This is a genomic window from Rhodanobacter sp. C05 (genome assembly GCF_002001165.1).
In the GTDB taxonomy this organism is placed as follows: Bacteria; Pseudomonadota; Gammaproteobacteria; order Xanthomonadales; family Rhodanobacteraceae; genus Rhodanobacter.
The window spans coordinates 420,361-440,341 of record NZ_MUNQ01000006.1; the positions used below are offsets into that span (position 1 = coordinate 420,361).

Below are 19,981 nucleotides of genomic sequence, written 5' to 3' on the forward strand. Positions count from 1 at the left end.
TCATCCATGGACCCGCGTTTGCTGCGTTACTACAACCGTGAGCTACAGCACGTCCGCGAGATGGGCGGCGAATTCGCGCGCGAATACCCGAAAATCGCCGGTCGTCTCGGGCTGGAAGGCTTCGAGTGTGCAGACCCGTATGTAGAGCGCCTTCTTGAAGGGTTTGCGTTCCTGGCAGCTCGAGTGCAGCTCAAGCTGGATGCGCAATACCCTGTGTTTACCCAGCACATGCTGGAGATGATCTACCCGCATTACCTGGCGCCGATTCCCTCGATGGCCGTAGTGCAGATGCAGCCTGATCTGAAAGAGAGCGGGTTGCTCACGGGGCATACTGTGGCTCGTCATACCGCACTGCGCAGCCTGACCGGCAAGGATGACCGTACCGCGTGCGAATACCGTACAGCTCACGATGTCACGCTATGGCCGCTGGAGCTCACCGAAGCCAAGTACTTCGAAACTCCAGCTGCCATCGCCGCGACCGGCGTAGCGCTGCCGGCGGGCAAGCCGGTACGTGCGGGTTTGCGACTGAAGTTCCGCATTTCTGCGGGCGCCCAGGCAAACATGTTGGCGCTGGACAATCTGCCGGTATTCATCGCCGGTGTGGATGAACTACCCAAGCGATTGTACGAACAGCTGCTGGGCAACGCGGTGAGTTATATCGTGCGTGGGCATGGCGCGAACGGCGAAGTCAGTCAGAGTTTCGACGGTGCAAGCATCCGGCGCCGGGGCTTCGACGATGATGAGGCCCTGATTCCCTACACCGGTCGCTCGTTCAGCGGCTATCGGCTGCTGCAGGAGTATTTCGCCTGTCCCGAACGATTCCTGTTCGCAGAATTTACCGGCCTCAAGCCTGTGCTGGCGCGTATCCCGAACAGCGAATTCGAGATCGTGGTGCTGTTCGACCGCAGTGTGGCCAGCCTGCACAACGCAATTGATGCCAGCAACTTCCGCCTGTTCTGCACGCCGGCGATCAACCTGTTTCCGCGTCGTGCCGATCGCATTCATCTGCAGCAGGGCAAGACCGAATATCACGTTCTTGCCGATCGTACGCGCCCGATGGATTTCGAAATCCACAGTATCGGCAACGTCGAGGGGTTCGGTGACAAGCAGGAGCCAGAGCAACGCTTCCTGCCATTCTACGGCTGCGATGAGCGTACCTGGCACAGCCAGCATTCCGCTTACTACACTGTTCGTCGCGAGCCGCGCCTGGTCTCGTCGCGGCAGAAGCGGCAGGGTGCGCGCTCCAGTTACGTCGGCAACGAGATGTTCATCGCGCTGGTGGATTCCAACGATGCGCCGTACTCCACCCAGCTGCGCCAGGTCGGCATGCAGTTGATGTGCACCAACCGGGATCTGCCGCTGCAGATGCCAGTGGGCAAGTCAAAGACCGATTTCACACTGGAGACGGGTGCGCCGGTCGAAGCCATCCGCTGCGTTGCCGGTCCGACCAAGCCGCGGGCACCGGTGGCCACGGGTGAAACCGCGTGGCGACTGCTGAGTCATCTGCAACTGAACTATGTATCGCTGCTGGAAAACAACAGTGGAGAGGGTGCGGCTGCCCTGCGCGAAATGCTGACGCTGTATTGCGACGAGTTCGATTCCGGCGCCTTGCGCCAGATCGAAGGCGTGAAGGCTGTCAGTTCACAGGCGATCGTTCGGCGTATTCCGGTGCCGGGGCCGATCACCTTTGGTCGTGGGTTGGAGATCACGCTGACTTGTGATGACGGCGCTTTCGAGGGGACTGGCGCCTTCCTGCTGGGCGCAGTGATGCAGCACTTTTTCGCGCGCTATGTATCCATCAATTCCTTTACCGAAACCGTTCTGCGCACATTGGAACGTAACGAGGTCGCTCGATGGCCCGCCAAGCTGGGAACGCGGCAGACGCTGTAGCGCTGGAAAATGCGTTGCGCGACCATCCGGAGAGCTTCGAATTTTTCGAGGCTGCCCGCAGGCTTGAGTGTGCGTTTCCGGAGCGGCCCCGGTTGGGGCAGTCCACCAAGGCCGCGGATGATTTTGTGCGGCTGTGCCAGACACCATCGTTGCTCTTTGCACCGCGCATGGTCGATCGCTATCAGCCAGGTGGTGGTGGCAGGCCGGCGCGCATGCATGGGCTGTTCTTCGGCCTGTTCGGACCCAACGCGCCGCTGCCCCTGCATCTCACCGAATACGCGATGGATCGCGAGCTGAATTCCAAGGACAGCACCTTCATCGCGTTCGCAAACATCTTCCATCACCGGATGATGAGCCTGTTCTATCGGGCATGGGCCGATTCCCAGCCGACCGTGCATCTGGATCGTCCAGCCGAGGATCGTTTCCGTCTTTACATGGGCGCGATGGTGGGGCTGGCCACGCCGAACCTCGGCGACCGCGATGCATTGCCGGATCAGTTCAAGCGCTTCTTTGCCGGTCGACTGCTGCAGCAAACCCGCAATGCCGAAGGCTTGAAGGGAATGCTTGAACGGTTCTTCCGCATCCCGGTCGGCATCGTCGAATTCGTGGCCGAATGGATGCGCCTGCCGCCGGCTTCCCATCTCCGGCTGGGCTCATCCAGCGAAGTAGCCGGGTTGGGGCGCACGGCGGTCACGGGCGAGTACGTGTGGGGTTGCCAGCAACGCTTCCGTCTGCGGCTCGGGCCGCTCAGTCGTGCCGAATTCAACAACTTCCTGCCCGGTGGCGAGGCGCTCAGGCAACTGGTGGCTGCGGTCAAGACCTACGTAGGCGAGGAAAAAGCCTGGGATGTGCAACTTGTGCTGAAGCGGGCCGATATCCCTGCTACCCGCCTGGGGCAGAACGGACGTATGGGGCTGACCACCTGGATGGGCCAGCCGTCGCAGAAAAACGATGCCGACGATGTCGTGCTCAAACCCGTAGGGTGATTGATCGCGCACGGTATCGAGATCGGACAAGAGAGACGGCCTCACGACATTGGCTTGACTTCGTTCCAGCAAATTCGGATTGACAACCATCGCACTAAGGATCAATGACCATGGCCGAAATCAGTCGCAGCGCCCTGTTCGGGAAGCTCAACAAACTCGCCTTCCGGGGCATCGAAAGCGCCACCGTGTTCTGCAAGCTGCGCGGCAATCCGTATGTGGAGCTGGTGCACTGGATCCATCAGATCCTGCAGCTGCAGGATTCGGATCTGCATCGCATCGTCAAGCAGTTCAATCTGAATCCGTCAAATCTGGTGCGCGACCTCACCGACGCGCTGGATCGCCTGCCGCGAGGTTCATCGAGCATCTCCGACCTTTCCGGCGATGTCGAAGAGGCTGTCGAGCGTGGCTGGGTGTTCGCCACCTTGATGTTTGGCGAGGCGCAGGTGCGCACTGGCTATCTCATCGTCGGCTGCATGCGCACACGCAATCTGCGCAATGTGCTGGTGAACATCTCGGCGGAATTCGACAAGATCAAGCCCGAGGCGCTGATGGAGAAATTTGCCGAAGTCGTAGCGGGCTCGCCGGAAGACGGACAGAGCGCAAACGACGGCTTCAAGATGGGTGGCGGTAGTGCACCCGGCGAAGCCAGCGGAGCAATGTCGCCCGCCCAGATGGGCAAGCAGGAAGCGTTGCGGCAGTTCACCGTAGACCTCACCGAACAGGCGCGCAGCGGCAAGATGGATCCGATCGTGGGTCGTGACGACGAGATCCGTCAGCTGGTCGACATCCTCATGCGTCGCCGGCAGAACAACCCGATGCTGGTCGGCGAGGCTGGTGTGGGCAAGACTGCGGTGATCGAGGGTTTCGCATTGCGCATCGTCGCCGGCGATGTACCGCCACCGCTGAAGGATGTGCAACTGCGCGTACTCGATGTCGGCCTGCTGCAGGCCGGTGCCAGCATGAAGGGCGAGTTCGAGAACCGCCTGAAGCAGGTCATCGAGGAAGTGCAGTCCTCGACCAAACCGATCATTTTGTTCATCGACGAGGCGCACACCCTGGTTGGTGCTGGTGGAGCAGCGGGTACCGGCGACGCCGCAAACCTGCTCAAGCCTGCGCTGGCGCGCGGCAACCTGCGCACGATTGGCGCCACCACCTGGGCCGAGTACAAGAAGCATATCGAGAAGGATCCGGCGCTGACCCGCCGCTTCCAGACCGTGCAGATCGACGAGCCCAGCGAGGAAAAGGCGATCCTGATGATGCGCGGTGTCGCCAGCGTGATGGAGAAGCACCACAAGGTGCAGATCCTCGACGAAGCGCTGGAGGCCGCGGTCAAGCTTTCGCATCGTTATATCCCGGCGCGTCAGCTGCCGGACAAGGCGGTCAGCCTGCTCGATACTTCGTGCGCACGCGTGGCGATCAGCCAGCATGCGGTGCCTGCAGAAGTGGATGACACCCGCAAGCGCATCGAGGCGCTGGAAACCGAGCTGGCCATCATCGGTCGCGAGAAGAATGTCGGTGTCGATGTAAAGGTGCGCGAGGAAGCGGCTACCGAGAAACTGGCAACGCAGAAGGCGCGGCTGGAAACCCTGGAAGCGAACTGGGTCACCGAGAAGGCGCTGGTCGAGAAGGTTCTTGAAATACGCGCCCGTTTGCGTGGTACGGCTGCGCCCGTGGAAGGTACCGGCAGCAAGCTGGAGGAGTCTGCCAACAAGGAAGCAGTTGCCGAAGGTGTAGCGGCACTCGACGGCGCCGAACGTACAACGGCGCTGGAGGAGCTGAAAGGGCTGCAAACCCAGCTTGCCGAACTGCAGGGCGAGCACCCATTGATCCTGGCTTCGGTGGATCAGCAGGCCGTCGGCTCGGTGGTTTCGGACTGGACCGGCATTCCGGTCGGTCGCATGGTCAAGAGCGAAGTCGAGACTGTGATGAACCTGGCCAAGCTGATGGGTGCCCGTGTCATTGGCCAGGATCATGCGATGGAGATGATCGCCAAACGCATCCAGACCTCGCGTGCCGGACTGGTCGATCCGAACAAGCCGATCGGCGTGTTCATGCTCGCCGGCACTTCCGGTGTCGGCAAGACCGAGACCGCTCTGGCCTTGGCCGAAGCTTTGTATGGTGGCGAGCAGAACATCATCACCATCAACATGAGCGAATTCCAGGAAGCGCACACGGTGTCCACCCTGAAGGGCGCACCTCCCGGCTACATCGGCTATGGGGAAGGTGGTGTCTTGACCGAGGCGGTACGTCGCAAGCCATATTCGGTGGTGCTGCTGGACGAGGTGGAGAAGGCACACCCGGACGTGCATGAAATCTTCTTCCAGGTATTCGACAAGGGCGTGATGGAAGACGGTGAGGGCCGCTCGATCGACTTCAAGAACTGCCTGATCCTGCTCACCACCAATGCCGGCACCGAGATGATCGCCAGCCTGTGCAAGGATCCCGAGCTGATGCCCGATCACGAGGGCATGGCCAAGGCCTTGCGCGAGCCCTTGCTGAAGATCTTCCCGCCGGCCCTGCTGGGGCGTTTGGTGACGATCCCGTATTACCCGCTCAGCCCTGAGATGCTGGGCAAGATCGTCAAACTGCAGATCAACCGCATCAAGAAACGCGTCGAGGCGCGCTACAAGATCCCGTTCGAGTACAGCGAGGACGTGGTGAAGCTGGTGGTCGCGCGCTGTACCGAGACCGAGTCAGGCGGGCGCATGATCGACGCGATTCTCACCAACTCGATGCTGCCCGATATTTCACGTGCATTCCTGACCAAGATGATGGAAGGCGAGCAGATTGCGAAGGTGCAGGTGGGGGTGACGGACGGGGAGTTTTCGTACGGGTTTGTGTGAAGAATGCGGAATTGAGCTGGAGTGCCTTGGTCTTTTTTTAATATTCAATAAGCATAAAAATATTATTTCAGTATTTGAAACCTGAAGGGAATCTACCATGCAGAATGCATTTACGGCTGTAACCCCTGATTATAGGCCATGGGGTGATGCAATTCCTGCGGCTTTGGGCACCAAGGGCACTGCTCTGACGGACGCTGGGCATCCAGTTGAGGTGTGGCAGCCAAATGCGGGCATTCCGGCAAAATATAGATACTGGTGTCACGGGCACGCTACATTCAGTTACTGGCTTCACGGTTTTTCTATTTTCAGTAATGCGGACATGGAAACGGTTTTGAGCGATGAGTGGGTTCGTGTCGATAAGAAGCCCATAGTTGGTGACATCATTGTGTTCAGAGCTGATGCCGATGGAGTGGGCTATGCAAGCGGCGCCATACTTCATACTGCCCGGGTAGAGTCGGCCGCTCATCATTTTGGTGGGCGAACCAATATCAATGTAAGCAGCAAAAATGGTACGGCTAAATTAAAGCTCGCATCGACACCCGCAGAAGTGCTTGGCGTATACAACGATTGTCACTGGTTCAAGACAGAGCAGGCATGTTGCTGCTCAACGAAACGTATCGACAAGCAATATTATCGAAGACTGGATAGAACTGTTGCTCAAGGTACCTTTGTGGCATGGGCTACCCGGAATATGGATCGGCTGAGATAGGCTAAATAACTGGTTCAAGGATATTCGCACTGATCAGTGAAATTGCAGGGAGTTTTCATTCGGAACAATCCACAAGCTCGATTCATTGCAAGGGAGAATCCATCATGGGAACACTCAGCGACGCCGAGATCATTGCCGACTTCGCCAAGGGCGCACGCCCGATCTACGAGAACTGGCAGAAGAACACGCCGATCGCCAACCAGAACGCCATCGTCAACCTGTTGCGGGCTGCCGTTCGCAACACGCCGATCACGTCATATTCGTATTCGTTCAAGGACTTCGCCAACGGCAGCGGAGGTCAACTGACTTCCGAGCACTGGAGGCTGGAAATCAACCGCGCCTATACGAACCAGCATGCGTTGCCGGCTTACCTGTTCCAGTGGTTGTGCGGCATCCTCTACCACGAGGCACGCCATGGGGAACAATGGTTCTGTTGCGCGCAGGGCATCCATGAAGGAGACCTTGTACTGACTACGCCGCTGAGCGGTACCGGTACGAAGAGCCAGCAGATTGCCGCCGCCATGGGCAACATGCCGGCAAACGTGGTCACCGATGCCGAGAATACGGGCAGCTACCGGCTCAAAAGCGGCGCCGAAAAGACCACGATTGCTGCGTGGTTCAATTCGGTGTGGGGAACCCAGGCGGGGCACCGGAACACCGTATATGGAATGGGCGATCTGTTTACACCGGGGTCAGCCGGCAATCTTGCCTATACCAGCTTGCCTGAAGAGGTCGATGCGTATGCGATTCAGGCAGCCGTCGAGGCTGCCGTTGGGGCAGAGATCAACACGGTCGTGCAAATCGTCGTGGCTGACAAGGCGCCGGTGGCCACGCTCAAGACTCAGGTCGTCAGCGCCCCTCCAGCGGTGACCGGGCCGAAGCCCGTCATTGCAACCGGTGCAACTCAGGGCGCTTCACAGCTGGCCGCCAGCTTTTCCACCGCACCGACGCTGCCTTCAGTCGATGCGGTGAAGCCTGCGATGAGTCGCAACACCGTCGCCTCGCTGGCAAGCCTGTTCTCGAAATGATCTTTGGGTGGAGACGCGTCTCCGATTGACAGGGTTACGATCATGGCCGGCAATGACTATCTGTCGAATTATCAGAACCTCAGGTTGAACGAAGTCGTCATGCCGGGCAGCCATGATGCCGGCGTGTACACCGCGAATAAATCCAATGTGCAGACGCAGGCGCTTGACATTGCAGGCCAGGCAAATGCCGGGTGCCGCTTCTTCGACCTCAGGATAGCGACGTACAAGTCGACGGTGGGCGGCCAGACAACGTATACAAACAAGGCCTTTCACCTTGACCAGAGCCTGGTGGTCGATCACAAGGTCAAGAACACCCCAGGGATCACGTCGTATCAGAATGTGGGTCATGCAGGCGGCTGGGGCGGTGGTCTGGACGACATGCTTGATGATGCCAGGACCTTCGTCACGACAAATCCGACCGAGTTCCTCATCCTGAAGTTTTCGAAATGCGCGAACTGGTCGAGCATTGCGAACGCCTGCATTACGAGGCTCGGGCCCGCGCATTACACGGATGCCGGAAATCTCAACAACAAGACCGTTCGGCAGTTGTCGGGGAGAGTGATCACCGTATTTGACGAATCGGCCAGACCAAAGCTGATTCCCGTCATCACGGCGCAAGGTGGGCGTCCCCACGGAATACTGTTCATCAAGGCGCTGTATGACAGCGACTCCGGCAGCAGCAAGACCTACGACCCCAATTTCTGGGGCATTCAGTACTTTGGCAAATTTTCGAGTACCGACAAGGTCGGCAAGAATACTGCCAAGCAGGGCAGGACTCTGGTCAACGGTGCGGCCACGCATATGGATGTGCTGGGCATGATGTACTGGACAACGACAGGGTTGTTGGGAGACATACGCCAGCGCAACAACACCATGTGGAACCAGACCAATGTTGCCGCCTTGCAACAGACCTGGAAGTCAGGTCTGGAAGCATCGATCACGCAACGTTTCGGCAACGAGAAAGACAGTGCCATGCTGCTGGCCCAGACTCATGGTGGTGCACTCGGTGGCCGCTTGAAGTCATTCATGCCGAACATTGTCATGATGGATTTCGTTGACCAGCAGAAGTGCGACATCGTGGAGCAATTGAACGCCGTGGCGGCAACGTCATTGCTGCAACTCATGATCCCGGCACCGCGAGGCCCGCAGCCTCATCCGAATCCCATCGGTTGATTCCATGCATGTGCTGGAACTGCTTTTCCGGACCATTTCCACGGTGACGTTGCATGCGGTTGAATTTTTGAAGTAGCGTGTCATACCCGAATTGATGACGAGGACGTCGATCATGCCTCCAGCAGCCAGAATCACCGACATGCATGTCTGTCCCATGGTGACGGGCATCATTCCGCATGTGGGCGGTCCGATTCTTCCGCCCGGTGCGGTCACGGTGCTGATCGGCGGCTTGCCGGCAGCACGTGTCGGTGACATGGCAACCTGCGTGGGTCCACCGGATGTCATCGCGCTGGGTTCGTTCAAGGTGTTGATCGGCGGGATGCCTGCAGCGCGCATGGGAGACATCACGGCACATGGCGGCGCCATTGTGCTGGGTTGCCCGACCGTGATCATCAATTGAAGGGCAGGCCCTGGATCACCGTTGCGGCACTATGTTAATCGGGTGGGAGCTGGGTGATGGACAGGGATCAGGTGAAAGTGTGCCGCCGTTGGATTGAGTGCGACGTACCTGGAATGTCGACATGAGCAGGGCTTCGTCGAGCAACGCCGGACGCAGGCATCGCGGTGCGCGAGGCGTGAGCATTGCGCTGCAGGAGGCGATTCACGCACATCAGCTTGGCCACCTTGATCTGGCGGAGCCGCTCTATCGCAAGGCCCTGGAGTTGCATCCGGGGCAGCCGGATGCACTGCATTTTTTTGGTGTGCTATGCCACCAGCGCGGACGCAGCGAAGAAGGAGTTGAACTGATCCGCACGGCGTTGCGTGCCATCCCGCAGCATGCAGACGCGCACAACAATCTCGGCAACATCTACAAGGAAAGCGGGAACCTCGTCGAAGCCGAGGCCTGCTATCGAAAGGCGTTGAGCTGCGCGTCGTACCATCACGATGCATTGAGCAATCTTGCGCTCGTGCTTGAAGCGCAGGAGCGGACAGAAGAAGCCTTCGAGGTCTACGAGGCTTTGCTTGCGCATGCCGGAGCGCCGCAACTTGCGCGGGCGAATTACCTGATGGGGTTGTACCTGAGCACGCATGCGCGCACGTTCGACGACGTCGAAAACGCCGTCGTCTGCTTCAGGGCTTCCTTCAAGCACGACAACAGGGACATGCGAACGCTCGAGTTGCTGGGCATTGCGCTTTACATGCTTGGCAGGCGCGATGAGGCCATCGAGGTATACCGCGACTGGATCAGACGCGAACCGGATAACCCGGTGGCACGTCACATGCTGGCTTCCTGCGGTGGCGAGGTAGCCCCGCCGCGGGCGGACGATGCTTACGTACGCAAGGTGTTCGACAGCTTTGCCAGCAGCTTCGACGAGCAATTGCTGAACAAGCTCGCATATCGCGCGCCGCAGATATTGATAGATGCATTGGCCCAGATACTCGATCCGCCCTGCGCCGCACTCGATGTGCTCGATGCGGGTTGTGGTACGGGCTTGTGCGGCCCGCTGATCAGGCCCTATGCGCGTCAGTTGAGCGGCGTCGACCTGTCCGGTGGGATGGTCGAAAAAGCCCGGCTGCGCGGTGGTTACGACGAATTGACTGTAGCCGAGCTCACGGCCTATCTGCAGGCCAATCCGGATGCCTGGGATCTGGTGCTGTCTGCCGATACTCTGGTCTATTTCGGTGACCTGCAAGCGGTTCTGTGCGCCACTTACGCTGCTTTGCGGCCAGGTGGCTGGCTGGGGTTCACGCTGGAAGCGCTGGACAGTGAAGAGGATCGTGCCGAGTTGAGTCACAGCGGTCGTTACCAGCACACGCAGCACTACGTGCAGCACGTACTGGACACAAATGGGTTTACCGATGTGAAGATTTCCCCTGAATCGCTGCGCAAGGAAATGGGCGTGCAGGTGGCTGGTTGGGTGGTGCTTGCGCGCAAGGGAAAGATCGGCGGCGAATAAGGCATGTAAGGGCTGACAGAGCCTACCTCGCACCTACTGTTGCATAAGCTGATCGACCCGGTCGCGCATGCTTTTCTCCAGGCATGCGGCATCCGCGCCGCAGGCATTGCGGGTCTTGAGCCAGTCGAGCTGCTCCTGTTTGATCGAGGCTGCATCGTCGCCTGACACCGTCAGGGCATGGCGATAGGCTGCGGTGACACTGCGGTCATACCCGGCCAAAGCGGCGGACGTGCAGATGGCATGTTCGACGATGCTCTGGGCCTTGGGGCAGGCGAACGAAGCCTTGATCGGATCGGCTTCCTGGCGGCGGTGCAGCACCAGTACGTAACCATTGTTGTCGAAGTTGGTCAGCAGACGGTCCGATGCGATGGGGATGATCCAGGCGCCGTTCCATTGCGAAGTATCGGGATCGCAGTTGACTTGCAAGGGCTGTACCGATGAATCAGGGAGAGTCAGGCCAAAATCGGACAGGGTCGGATGGACAGGTGTCGCGGATTGCGGGGCACGCGGAAATTTCTGTCCGATGTATTTCTGCAGTTCGGTTTTTGGAAGTACCGCCAGTGCCGGCTTCGAACAGTCGCGCGAGTCGTTGTTCAGGCTGATCACGGAGTCACTGATGTGCAGCTCGCGACCGAGCAATCGCGGATCCGCCGGGAAATACAGCCAGTGCGGCTGGTCCCGTTGATCGACGGCCACCTGCACCACTTCCCATGTGCCTTGCAGATTCGGTGGCGGTGTGGCGGCCGAAGCGTATCCCGCGATACATCCCAGTGGCGGCAGGATCAGGCGCAGGAATGTCGGCAGGCGAAACGGCGAGGTGGCTTGAGGCATCGTGGTTTCCGGCTCAGGATTTCGCAGCGAGTAGGATGGTTTCGAAGTCTTTCGCAATCGTGGCGATCTTCATCGCATTGTCGGAGCCGTTGACCATGGCGCGAGCCTTGATGTAATCGGTGGTGGCGCCGTGAAAATATTTTTCCAGCTTTCTGCCGTTGGCAAAACCTTCACCGGTGAGCATGCCTTGAGCCATCAGCTTGTAGGCGATTTCCGGCTGCAGCACCATGTCCGGATCCAGCAGCAGTTGCAGTCCCATATTCAGGTTGGCGCCGGCTTTGGCGTAGTTTGACCACCAGGTCAATTGCACGTACCCGCGACCGTAATATTTCAGCTCGGTGCCATCGTCATCGGAATAGGCTTTTACCGCCTTCTGCGTGGCGGGTACTCCCAGCTTTGCACCCTTGGTGATCGCGCTATCCCGGCCTTTCGCGGTGACGGTGAACTGGTCGCCATCCTGCTCGGTGACGCGCGCTTCACCCGTGGGCAGGGATTTGACCTTGACCGGCAGGAAATACTGCCGGTTGGCGCCTTTGCCCACTTCCTCAACGGGCGACATCGTGATGAGCCAGCTTTGTCTCGAGCGCACCAGCGGATTGCCCTTCTTGTCGGTACGCTGCTTGCCGTGCTTGTCGAGCATGGGCACGGTTTCCTTTTTCAGGGAGGTGGTCTCCCAATAGGCGGTGGCGAGCATGTACGCGATCCAGCGGATATCGGTAAGGCGGATATCGCTCTCCATGAAGCCGAGCAGCAGCTCCATGTGCGGTATGGCTGAGGCATCGAAGTGAGGATCCTTGCCGAACTGCCGGGTGAAGCCTTCGCCCAGCTTGATCCGGTCGAATTTTCCCTGCCAGACATAGATGGCCATCGCCGCGACGTCAGCGGCACTGTTGGTTGTGACCGGTGGATCTGCCGGGTGGGCTGCCCTGTGGCGGGTCTTGCCTGGGCCTGATTGATGCCCCGGCAACGGGTGCTGGATGACCTTGCGTGTATGCCCCGGGTGTGAGGATCGAAAATTGGCCATGACATCGTTCCATTGACAGGGTCGGGGCAACTGCACGCCGGATGACACGATTTTAGCGACTCCAGGCATGGCTGCCATGTTAGTCGCCCATGGAAGCAAGGGACTTGCCATGCACGAAAGTGACAAATTCAGGGATGCCTGACACGGCGTAAACTACCCGCAAATAGCGGAAATATGGTAAACAATCGAGCTTGCCAGCCCGTCATCACGGGCTCGCTGGGGAGAATGGATATGACGCATCGGATGACACTGAAGTCAAACCTCGGTGACAAGCTGCTACCCGCAAGTCTGTCGGGCAGCGAGCAGCTTGGAAGGCTTTTTTCCTATCAGCTGAAATTGCTGAGCAAGGAAGGCGCCGTTGAGCTGCGTGACCTGCTTGGCAGCTCGATGACGGTTACGCTCGATACCGACGGCTACAAGCGCTATTTCAACGGTATCGTTTCGGAAATTTCCCAGACCGGCTTCGAGAGTTTCAAGAACGAGCGCTACGCCGAGTACACCGTGACCCTGGTGCCGAAGCCATGGCTTTTGCTGCACAAGGTGGATTGCCGCATCTACCTGAGCTCGACGGTTCCCGACATCATCCGGACCGTTCTGTCCGAGGTGGGCTATACCGACGTCAAGTTGAGCCTCAGCGGCAGTTATCAGCCGCGTGATTACTGCGTGCAGTATCGCGAGGACTACTTCAATTTCATCAGCCGGCTGATGGAACAGGAAGGCATCTACTACTTTTTCCAGCACACCAGCGATACCCACACCATGGTGCTGGCCGATTCGCTGGGTGCGCATGCGGCAAACAGCGGATTCGACAAGTTGCCGTATCGGCCGCAGGGCGCCAGCAGTCGCGGCAAGCAGGAGGTGGCGGTCCACGACTTCTCGACCGTGCGAACCGTTCAGACCATCAAGTATTCGCTGACCGACTACGATCCGCTGAAGCCGAAGACGTCCTTGCTGGGAACCGACCAGATCAGCAATGCGGACGACAATCACAGCGTGAACGGACTGGAGTCGTTCGATTATCCGGGTGACCATTTAACGGCTAGCGATGGGCAGCATTACGCACAGGTTCGGCTCGAAGCACTGAATGTGCCGCAGTCGCAGTGCGCTGGTTCAACCACGGCCTGCGGGTTATTGACCGGCGGCCTGTTCAACCTGAGCGAATTTCCGCGTAGTGAACTGAATCTGGAATACCTCGTCACCGGCTCGACCATCCACATCGAGGACGACACCTACATTTCCGGACAGCAGGCCGGTGGAGATCTGTTCTATTGCCATTTCTCGGCCATCCAGAGCCGACAACCGTTCCGCACCATGCACACCGCGACGAAGCCGATGATCGTTGGCCTGCAGACGGCGGTGGTGGCCGGCAGCGACACCGCCGAGGACATCAGCGTCGACAAGTACGGGCGCATCCAGGTGACTTTTTTCTGGAATCAGGCGGACAAGAAGAATGCGCACATTTCCTGCCCGGTCAGGGTGGCTTCCTCCTGGGCCGGCCAGAACTGGGGTGCGGTGAATATTCCGCGCGTCGGCCAGGAAGTGGTGGTCAGTTTCCTTGAGGGCGATCCGGACCGGCCGCTGGTGATCGGCAGCGTCTACAACGCAAGCAACATGCCGCCGTACACGTTGCCGGACAACAAGACACAGAGCGGCATCAAGAGCCGAAGCCTGCTGGGCGGTGCGGACGACTTCAACGAGATCCGCTTCGAGGACAAGAAGGGCAGCGAAGATTTCTTCATGCATGCACAGAAGGACATGCATGAAGAGGTGGAGAACGACCATACGGTCACGATCGACCACGATGAGTCGATCACCATCAAGCACGACCAGACCGAGAGCATCTCGAACGATCGCAAGATCAGCGTGGGCAACAACGACAAGCTTGATGTCACCCAGAATGGCACGACCACGATAGGTCAGAAATTCAGCCTCAATGCCGGCACCGAGATCGAGCTGGTCACCGGCGCCTCCAGCATTGTCATGAAAAGCGATGGCACCATTGAGATCAAGGGCGTCAACATCACGATCACCGGCCAGATGGGTGTAAAAATTGAAGGCCAGACCCAGGTCGGCATCACGGCTGGTGCGACGATGGACATCGGTGCAGGAGCCAGCCTGAAGATGCACTGCGACGCGATACTGGAAGTTGCTGGTACCGCCATGACGACAGTCAAGGGAACCATGTTGACGCTGAAGGGCGACGCCATGGCACAGATGTCCGGTGGCATCATCATGATCGGGTGAGCGGAGGACACGCACATGTCAGCAGTCATGCAAGCATGCATCCAGATGGAGCTATCCGAGCCGGCGGGTGCACTGCTCAGTTCCGATATGACCCCGCAGATGGCGGTGCAGGCTCTGGTGGGCGCCGGCAAGGTACAGGATGCGTTGAAATTGCTTGCGCGGCTGTTGCCCAAGCGTTATGCCGTGGCGTGGCTGTGCCAGTGCGCACGCGATCAGACGCTGAGTCCCGAGGACAAGGCTGGCGCATCGCTGGCTGAAAAGTGGGTGCGCGAACCGAATGAAAGCAATCGGCGGGCCGCGTTCGAATTCGCCAGTGCGGGGGGCTACAAGTCGACCGGTGCATGGCTGGCCGCCGCGGCTGGCTGGTCCGGTGGCAGTCTGGCACCGGCTTCGCAGGAAACACCGGTGCCTCCGCCGGATCATCTGACCGCCTACGCCGTGGTGGCCGGGATCAACATGCTGGCGGCGCTGGTCATCGAGAAATTCGAGGCCCGGCGGACGGGATTCATCGAGCCGGCAATGAGCCTGTTGAATGGCTCAGGCGGGGGGGCATGAGCCTGGCGCCGCATGGTACTCGGGGCATGGCTTAGTAACGGTTGTCCTGCCGGATAACTGCATCGCCGAGATGGTCATGTCATCCTGGTGGATGCGATTGGTGTAGCCATTTGACTACACCGCTGACAGAGCACGTTGCCGGCCAAGACAGACATGCCGCGAACTATGCGGGCGCGCGTTGCTATCGGGCTTCCGGCGGCTTGCCCGTTGTGCGGATGGGCGATACGATGGCGAGCGGCAGATGCATCGCGCGTGGCTTGGCCATGGTCGAGTTTGACCAAAGTTTTTGTCGGCCGTGAGTTGTGGTTTATCCACGAGCAGCAGCGTGTTGCGTCGGTTGATGAAGGTAGGGATTGCCGAATTGTTTGATGCCACGGGGGCGGGACGCTTTGACGCCGATGAGAGAGTCATCTGCGCGCTCGCGCCAACTCCCGGATAAGATCTTTTGCTCGTGCCATCGTGGTCTTGCCGGGGTTGATCCGGACAGGTTGGTCACGCAGGTGCGAGGCGGTTCATCGATTGCTGTCTTGGTTGCAGTGACAGCTCCAGGGAAATAGAGCGTGCCGATGTCGCAGACCCTGATCCTCGCAGTTGCCGGCCATCAGGCTGCCCAATTCGGCAGTCGCAGCCGCAAGACGTTCGAGGCCAAGGGTGGCAGTGTCGGGCGTTCGGAGGATTGCGACTGGGTGCTTAGTGCCTCGGGCATATCCCGCGTCCACGCGATGATCCGTTATCTCAACGGCATGTACTTCGTCGAGGATCGCAGCACCAACGGGATGCTGTTGAACGATGTGCCGCTGATCAAGGGTGAACCTTCCGCTTTGAAGGAAGGCGACCGCCTGCTGATCGATACCTTCGAAGTGGAGATCCATCTGCAGGATGCCAATGCGGCATCGGCAGTACCGGATCTGCTGGGGACTGCACCTGCGCCCGCGAGTGAGCCGGTACGGCAGCCAGTGCCGGCGATGATGGATCCGCTGGATTTCGGCCTGCTCGATCCGGCGCCACACGCCAGTTACCCGCCGACGTCATCGGTCATTCCGATGGATGCCGAACTGATTCCCGGAGCGGTCAGCGCGACTTCCGGCAATGAGCTGGATCCGCTGAACCTGTTCGGTCCCACTGATACTGGGTCGTCGGGGTTGTTGTCGTCGGCAACGACGGGCAATGGCAGTTCGGGGTGGAACCACTCGGTCAGCACCGAAGATTATTTCCGACCGCCCATAACGACGGAGCAGCGGCAGGCTCAGGCTCTGCCGGACGACTGGGATCTGACCATGGGCGACTTCGGATCGGCGCCAGCGCCGTCACCCAGTCCACCCGCACCCGCACCCATACCCCCGCCGCCAGCAGCTGCACCGGCATATGCACCCGCGGTTGCTGTGGCTTCGATCGCGGAAACCACGGGTTCTGCGGCACAACTGCCGGCTAATATCGACCAGATTTTCCGTGTCGTGGTCGACGGCGTCATGGATGTGTTGCGCGCCCGCGCGGAAATCAAGAACACGTTCCGCCTGCCGGTGACGATCATTCAGCGCTCGGAGAACAATCCGCTGAAGTTCGCGCCGAACCCGGAAGAAGCCTTGCAGAAAATCATGGGGCCAACGAATTCGGCCTTCATGTCGGGAACCATGGCGTTCGAGGATGCATTTGACGATATCCGCTGCCACCAGATGGCCATGCTGGCCGGGGTGCGCGCGGCGTTCGAATCGTTGCTGGCGCACTTCAACCCGGATCGGTTCGAGCAGGAGGCGGATGGCGGCGGCAAGCGCTCGGCGTTTGCCGGCAAGGGCAAATACTGGGAGAAATACCGCGAGGGCTTCGACGGGCTTTCCAAGGATCCCGACGAATGCTTTCGCCGACTGTTCGGCGACGAATTCGCGCGTGCCTACGAAGAACAGTTGTCACGCCTGAAATCGGCGCGGAGAATGCAGAAGTCAGCACGTCACTGAGGCGCAGGGGGCGCCACGGGTCGCAACAGGAAATATCCAGGGGGAGGCGTTACCGGCTGCGTGCCGGCAATGCCTTATTGGCCGGCAGCATCGCCGGGCGGAATTCTGACAGGGGCAGACGCGACGCATGACGGATAACAACAAAGTCGTCTGGAGCGAGGGACTGTTCCTCCGTCCCCAGCATCTGCAGCAGCAGGAGCGCTATCTTGAGCGTTTCGTGGAGCTGCGCTCGGGCAGTTTGCGCCCTTATACCTGGGGCTTCTCGGAGCTGGAGCTGGAGATCGACCTGCTGGCGATCGGCAAGCTCGGCATCAAGCGCGCGCGGGGCGTATTCCCCGACGGCACCCCCTTCTCGATGCCGAACGACGATCCGTTGCCGCTGGCGCTCGAGGTCGACGGCAACTGGCGCGACCAGACCGTTTTTCTGACCTTGCCACTGCGCTCGCCGGCACAGCCCGACAGCGGGCGGCCCGAAGCCCCTGCGGACAAACTGTTTCGCTTTCGCGTGCGGGAAACCGAGGTGCGTGACGCCTCCGGCAGCGTCGATGGCCTGACTGCGCTGGAGGTGGGCGGTCTGAACAGCCGGTTGCTGCCGCAGTCGCAGCCGCTGGAGGGGCTGGCACAAATCCCGCTGGCGCGGATCGTGGAGTGCCGCTCCGACCGGCGCGTGATCCTCGAAGAAGCCTTCATGCCGACGGCGCTCAGTGTCCAGGCCGCGCCCAAGTTGACCACCTTCCTCACCGAACTTCTCGGCCTGCTGCACCAGCGCGGCGAGGCGCTGGCCAGTCGCGTGGCGGTGACCGATCGTGGTGGTGCGGCCGAGATTGCCGATTTCCTGTTGCTGCAGGTGGTGAACCGCTACCAGCCGCTGATCGCCCATCTGGCCGCGGCGCCGATATTGCATCCGGAGGATTTCTACCGGGTGCTGGCGGGCATGGCTGGCGAATTGGCCACGTTCACCATGCCCGGCAAACGGCCGTCGTCGTTTCCGCCGTATCGGCACGAAGCACTGTATGAGAGCTTCGAGCCTTTGATCCATGCTTTGCGCAGTAGCCTCAGCGCCGTGCTGGAACAAACGGCGATCCCGATTCCGATGCAGCAACGCAAGTTCGGCGTATGGGTGGCGGTGGTACCGGATCTCAGCCTGATCGACACCGCTGCGTTCGTGCTGGCGGCCAAGGCCGACCTGAAATCGGAGGATCTGCGTCGACAGCTGCCGGCGCAGTCGAAGATCGGCCCGGTCGAAAAGATCCGTGATCTGGTGAACCTGCAGCTTCCCGGCATTCCGGTGACGCCAATGCCAGTGGCGCCGCGACAGATTCCATACAACTCCGGTTATCTGTATTTCGAGTTCGACAAGAACTCCTCGATGTGGCGGATGTTGAAGACATCCGGCGGCATCGCCTTCCATTTTGGTGGTGAGTTCGCCGGTCTCGACCTGCAGCTCTGGGCGATCAGAGGTTGAGCGCATGAATACCAATGGCCCGCATGATGACGATCCGCTGCGCGACGCTACTGTCGTTCGTCCGCGTGGACCGGCGACTCCCGCTGCACCCCCACCGGCTGCCCCGGCACCACCGGTTGCAGCACCGGCGGCTGCAGCGACCCGTGGTCAGGCGACCCGCGCGCCGAACCAGGGTGTCCCGCCCGCCGCGATCAGCGAGTTTCTGGGCGGTGGATTGAATGCCCTGGTGCAAGCTGCCAGCCCGTTGCTGCTGTTGGCGGTGCAGTTGCGCAACAGTGTGTCGCAGCCGGACGCAGCGCATCTGCGTGAACAGGTGATCGCCCAGGTGCGACAGTTCGAAACCAATGCGCAGGCTGCCGGCATCGCCTCCCAGACGATCACCGCGGCGCGTTACGTGCTGTGCACGATGATCGACGAATCGGTGATGAATACTCCCTGGGGCCAGCAAAGCGGCTGGGCTGCCAAGACGCTGCTGGTGGTCTTTCACGGCGAGTCCTACGGCGGCGAGAAATTCTTCATCATCCTCGATCGGCTGTGCGCGGATTTTTCGCGGCATATCGATCTGATCGAGATGATGTACATCTGCCTCACCCTGGGTTTCGGTGGGCGCTATCAGATCGAGGCCAATGGCCGCGCAAAGCTGACCGACATCCAGGAAGACCTGTACCGGCGCATCAAGGGGCAGCGTGCTCCGGCGGCGGAGGAGCTGGCGCCGCACTGGAAGGGCCTCGAGGATCGCCGCAATCCGCTGGTGCGCTACGTGCCGCTGTGGGTGATCGTGGCCGCTGGTGCATGCCTGCTGCTGGGTGGCTTTCTGTACTTCTATACGCGGCTCAACGAGTTGTCGTCGCCGGTCAGTGCACAGGTCGCGCAGATCGGCCTGCAGGGCGCGGTACCGCCGGATGAAGCGAAGTTGCGGCAAACCCAGCCGAAGCCCGAGCACAAGAGCCTCAAGCAGCTGCTGGCGCCGGAGGAGCAGGCGGGTCAGCTGAGCGTTGACGAGAAACCGGATGGCTCGGCTCAGGTGCGCCTGAACGCCGCGGTGATGTTCGCCTCGGGCGGTACCGACGTCAGCGCAGCGCAGATTCCCCTGTTGCACCAGATTACCGCTGCGCTGAATCAGGTGCCCGGACGTGTGGTCGTGGTGGGTCATACCGACGACCAGCCGGTGCACTCGCTGAAGTTCAAGGACAACTACGCGCTGTCGGCGGAACGCGCACGTTCGGTGATGCAGATCCTGAGTCAGGGTATCGACAATGCCGGAAGGCTGGAATCGAGCGGCGCCGGTTCGTCCCAGCCGATTGCGACACCGCCGGAACTTCCGGAAAACCGCGCGCGCAATCGCCGCGTCGAAATCCTTTACAGCCCGGAGGACTGAACACC

The 19,981-nt window shown here is 60.0% G+C and carries 15 protein-coding genes; 13 read left to right on the forward strand and 2 right to left on the reverse strand.

Annotated elements, in window-relative coordinates:
* Positions 1–6 precede the first annotated feature (6 nt).
* The 8 genes from tssF (at position 7) to B0E51_RS04485 (ending at position 10,527) form a co-directional block, all read left to right on the forward strand.
* The gene (gene tssF / locus B0E51_RS04455) at positions 7–1,890 is read left to right on the forward strand and encodes a type VI secretion system baseplate subunit TssF (RefSeq protein ID WP_077443615.1); all 1,884 of its coding nucleotides are present in this window, start codon (positions 7–9) and stop codon (positions 1,888–1,890) included.
* Positions 1,854–2,876, forward strand: a complete 1,023-nt coding sequence (gene tssG / locus B0E51_RS04460; RefSeq protein WP_077443616.1) for a type VI secretion system baseplate subunit TssG — start codon at positions 1,854–1,856, stop codon at positions 2,874–2,876. Before tssF ends, tssG begins: the two co-directional genes overlap by 37 nt.
* A gap of 110 nt (positions 2,877–2,986) precedes the next feature.
* On the forward strand, positions 2,987–5,719 hold the full coding sequence (gene tssH, locus B0E51_RS04465; protein ID WP_077443617.1) for a type VI secretion system ATPase TssH: 2,733 nt from the start codon (positions 2,987–2,989) through the stop codon (positions 5,717–5,719).
* A 97-nt stretch (positions 5,720–5,816) separates the two neighbouring features.
* Positions 5,817–6,428, forward strand: a complete 612-nt coding sequence (locus B0E51_RS19105) for a hypothetical protein (RefSeq protein ID WP_143525785.1) — start codon at positions 5,817–5,819, stop codon at positions 6,426–6,428.
* Positions 6,429–6,532: 104 nt separating this feature from the next.
* A complete protein-coding gene (locus B0E51_RS04470) occupies positions 6,533–7,456 on the forward strand; it encodes a hypothetical protein (protein ID WP_077443618.1) in 924 nt (307 codons plus the stop codon).
* A 42-nt stretch (positions 7,457–7,498) separates the two neighbouring features.
* The gene (locus tag B0E51_RS04475) at positions 7,499–8,629 is read left to right on the forward strand and encodes a hypothetical protein (protein WP_077443619.1); all 1,131 of its coding nucleotides are present in this window, start codon (positions 7,499–7,501) and stop codon (positions 8,627–8,629) included.
* A 112-nt stretch (positions 8,630–8,741) separates the two neighbouring features.
* The gene (locus tag B0E51_RS04480) at positions 8,742–9,029 is read left to right on the forward strand and encodes a PAAR domain-containing protein (RefSeq protein WP_077443620.1); all 288 of its coding nucleotides are present in this window, start codon (positions 8,742–8,744) and stop codon (positions 9,027–9,029) included.
* Between the two features lie 121 nt (positions 9,030–9,150).
* A complete protein-coding gene (locus tag B0E51_RS04485) occupies positions 9,151–10,527 on the forward strand; it encodes a tetratricopeptide repeat protein (RefSeq protein ID WP_077443621.1) in 1,377 nt (458 codons plus the stop codon).
* A gap of 33 nt (positions 10,528–10,560) precedes the next feature.
* Here B0E51_RS04485 and B0E51_RS04490 read toward each other — a convergent pair whose 3' ends face one another.
* On the reverse strand, positions 10,561–11,358 hold the full coding sequence (locus tag B0E51_RS04490; protein WP_077443622.1) for a lysozyme inhibitor LprI family protein: 798 nt from the start codon (positions 11,356–11,358) through the stop codon (positions 10,561–10,563).
* A 13-nt stretch (positions 11,359–11,371) separates the two neighbouring features.
* A complete protein-coding gene (locus tag B0E51_RS04495) occupies positions 11,372–12,118 on the reverse strand; it encodes a glycoside hydrolase family 19 protein (RefSeq protein WP_217333058.1) in 747 nt (248 codons plus the stop codon).
* Between the two features lie 507 nt (positions 12,119–12,625).
* On the opposite strand from B0E51_RS04495, the gene tssI reads away from it, so the two are divergent.
* The 5 genes from tssI to icmH all read left to right on the forward strand — a co-directional run bounded on the left by tssI (position 12,626) and on the right by icmH (position 19,976).
* Entirely contained in the window at positions 12,626–14,626 is a 2,001-nt protein-coding gene (tssI, locus tag B0E51_RS04500) for a type VI secretion system tip protein VgrG (RefSeq protein WP_254424405.1), read from the forward strand.
* Between the two features lie 15 nt (positions 14,627–14,641).
* Positions 14,642–15,181, forward strand: coding sequence for a hypothetical protein (locus B0E51_RS04505; RefSeq protein ID WP_077443624.1), 540 nt, complete (start codon positions 14,642–14,644; stop codon positions 15,179–15,181).
* A gap of 566 nt (positions 15,182–15,747) precedes the next feature.
* Positions 15,748–17,133, forward strand: coding sequence for a type VI secretion system-associated FHA domain protein TagH (tagH, locus tag B0E51_RS04510; RefSeq protein ID WP_077443625.1), 1,386 nt, complete (start codon positions 15,748–15,750; stop codon positions 17,131–17,133).
* A 127-nt stretch (positions 17,134–17,260) separates the two neighbouring features.
* Entirely contained in the window at positions 17,261–18,598 is a 1,338-nt protein-coding gene (tssK, locus tag B0E51_RS04515) for a type VI secretion system baseplate subunit TssK (protein WP_077443626.1), read from the forward strand.
* Between the two features lie 4 nt (positions 18,599–18,602).
* Positions 18,603–19,976, forward strand: a complete 1,374-nt coding sequence (icmH, locus tag B0E51_RS04520; RefSeq protein WP_077443627.1) for a type IVB secretion system protein IcmH/DotU — start codon at positions 18,603–18,605, stop codon at positions 19,974–19,976.
* Positions 19,977–19,981: the final 5 nt, after the last annotated feature.

What these genes read in the sequence shown, in the direction of transcription:
- tssF (WP_077443615.1), top strand. Translation starts at nt 7, where the DNA reads ATGGACCCGCGTTTGCTGCGTTACTACAACCGTGAGCTACAGCACGTC.
- tssG (WP_077443616.1), top strand. Translation starts at nt 1,854, where the DNA reads ATGGCCCGCCAAGCTGGGAACGCGGCAGACGCTGTAGCGCTGGAAAAT.
- tssH (WP_077443617.1), top strand. Translation starts at nt 2,987, where the DNA reads ATGGCCGAAATCAGTCGCAGCGCCCTGTTCGGGAAGCTCAACAAACTC.
- B0E51_RS19105 (WP_143525785.1), top strand. Translation starts at nt 5,817, where the DNA reads ATGCAGAATGCATTTACGGCTGTAACCCCTGATTATAGGCCATGGGGT.
- B0E51_RS04470 (WP_077443618.1), top strand. Translation starts at nt 6,533, where the DNA reads ATGGGAACACTCAGCGACGCCGAGATCATTGCCGACTTCGCCAAGGGC.
- B0E51_RS04475 (WP_077443619.1), top strand. Translation starts at nt 7,499, where the DNA reads ATGGCCGGCAATGACTATCTGTCGAATTATCAGAACCTCAGGTTGAAC.
- B0E51_RS04480 (WP_077443620.1), top strand. Translation starts at nt 8,742, where the DNA reads ATGCCTCCAGCAGCCAGAATCACCGACATGCATGTCTGTCCCATGGTG.
- B0E51_RS04485 (WP_077443621.1), top strand. Translation starts at nt 9,151, where the DNA reads ATGAGCAGGGCTTCGTCGAGCAACGCCGGACGCAGGCATCGCGGTGCG.
- B0E51_RS04490 (WP_077443622.1), bottom strand. Translation starts at nt 11,358, where the DNA reads ATGCCTCAAGCCACCTCGCCGTTTCGCCTGCCGACATTCCTGCGCCTG.
- B0E51_RS04495 (WP_217333058.1), bottom strand. Translation starts at nt 12,118, where the DNA reads ATGGAGCTGCTGCTCGGCTTCATGGAGAGCGATATCCGCCTTACCGAT.
- tssI (WP_254424405.1), top strand. Translation starts at nt 12,626, where the DNA reads ATGACACTGAAGTCAAACCTCGGTGACAAGCTGCTACCCGCAAGTCTG.
- B0E51_RS04505 (WP_077443624.1), top strand. Translation starts at nt 14,642, where the DNA reads ATGTCAGCAGTCATGCAAGCATGCATCCAGATGGAGCTATCCGAGCCG.
- tagH (WP_077443625.1), top strand. Translation starts at nt 15,748, where the DNA reads ATGTCGCAGACCCTGATCCTCGCAGTTGCCGGCCATCAGGCTGCCCAA.
- tssK (WP_077443626.1), top strand. Translation starts at nt 17,261, where the DNA reads ATGACGGATAACAACAAAGTCGTCTGGAGCGAGGGACTGTTCCTCCGT.
- icmH (WP_077443627.1), top strand. Translation starts at nt 18,603, where the DNA reads ATGAATACCAATGGCCCGCATGATGACGATCCGCTGCGCGACGCTACT.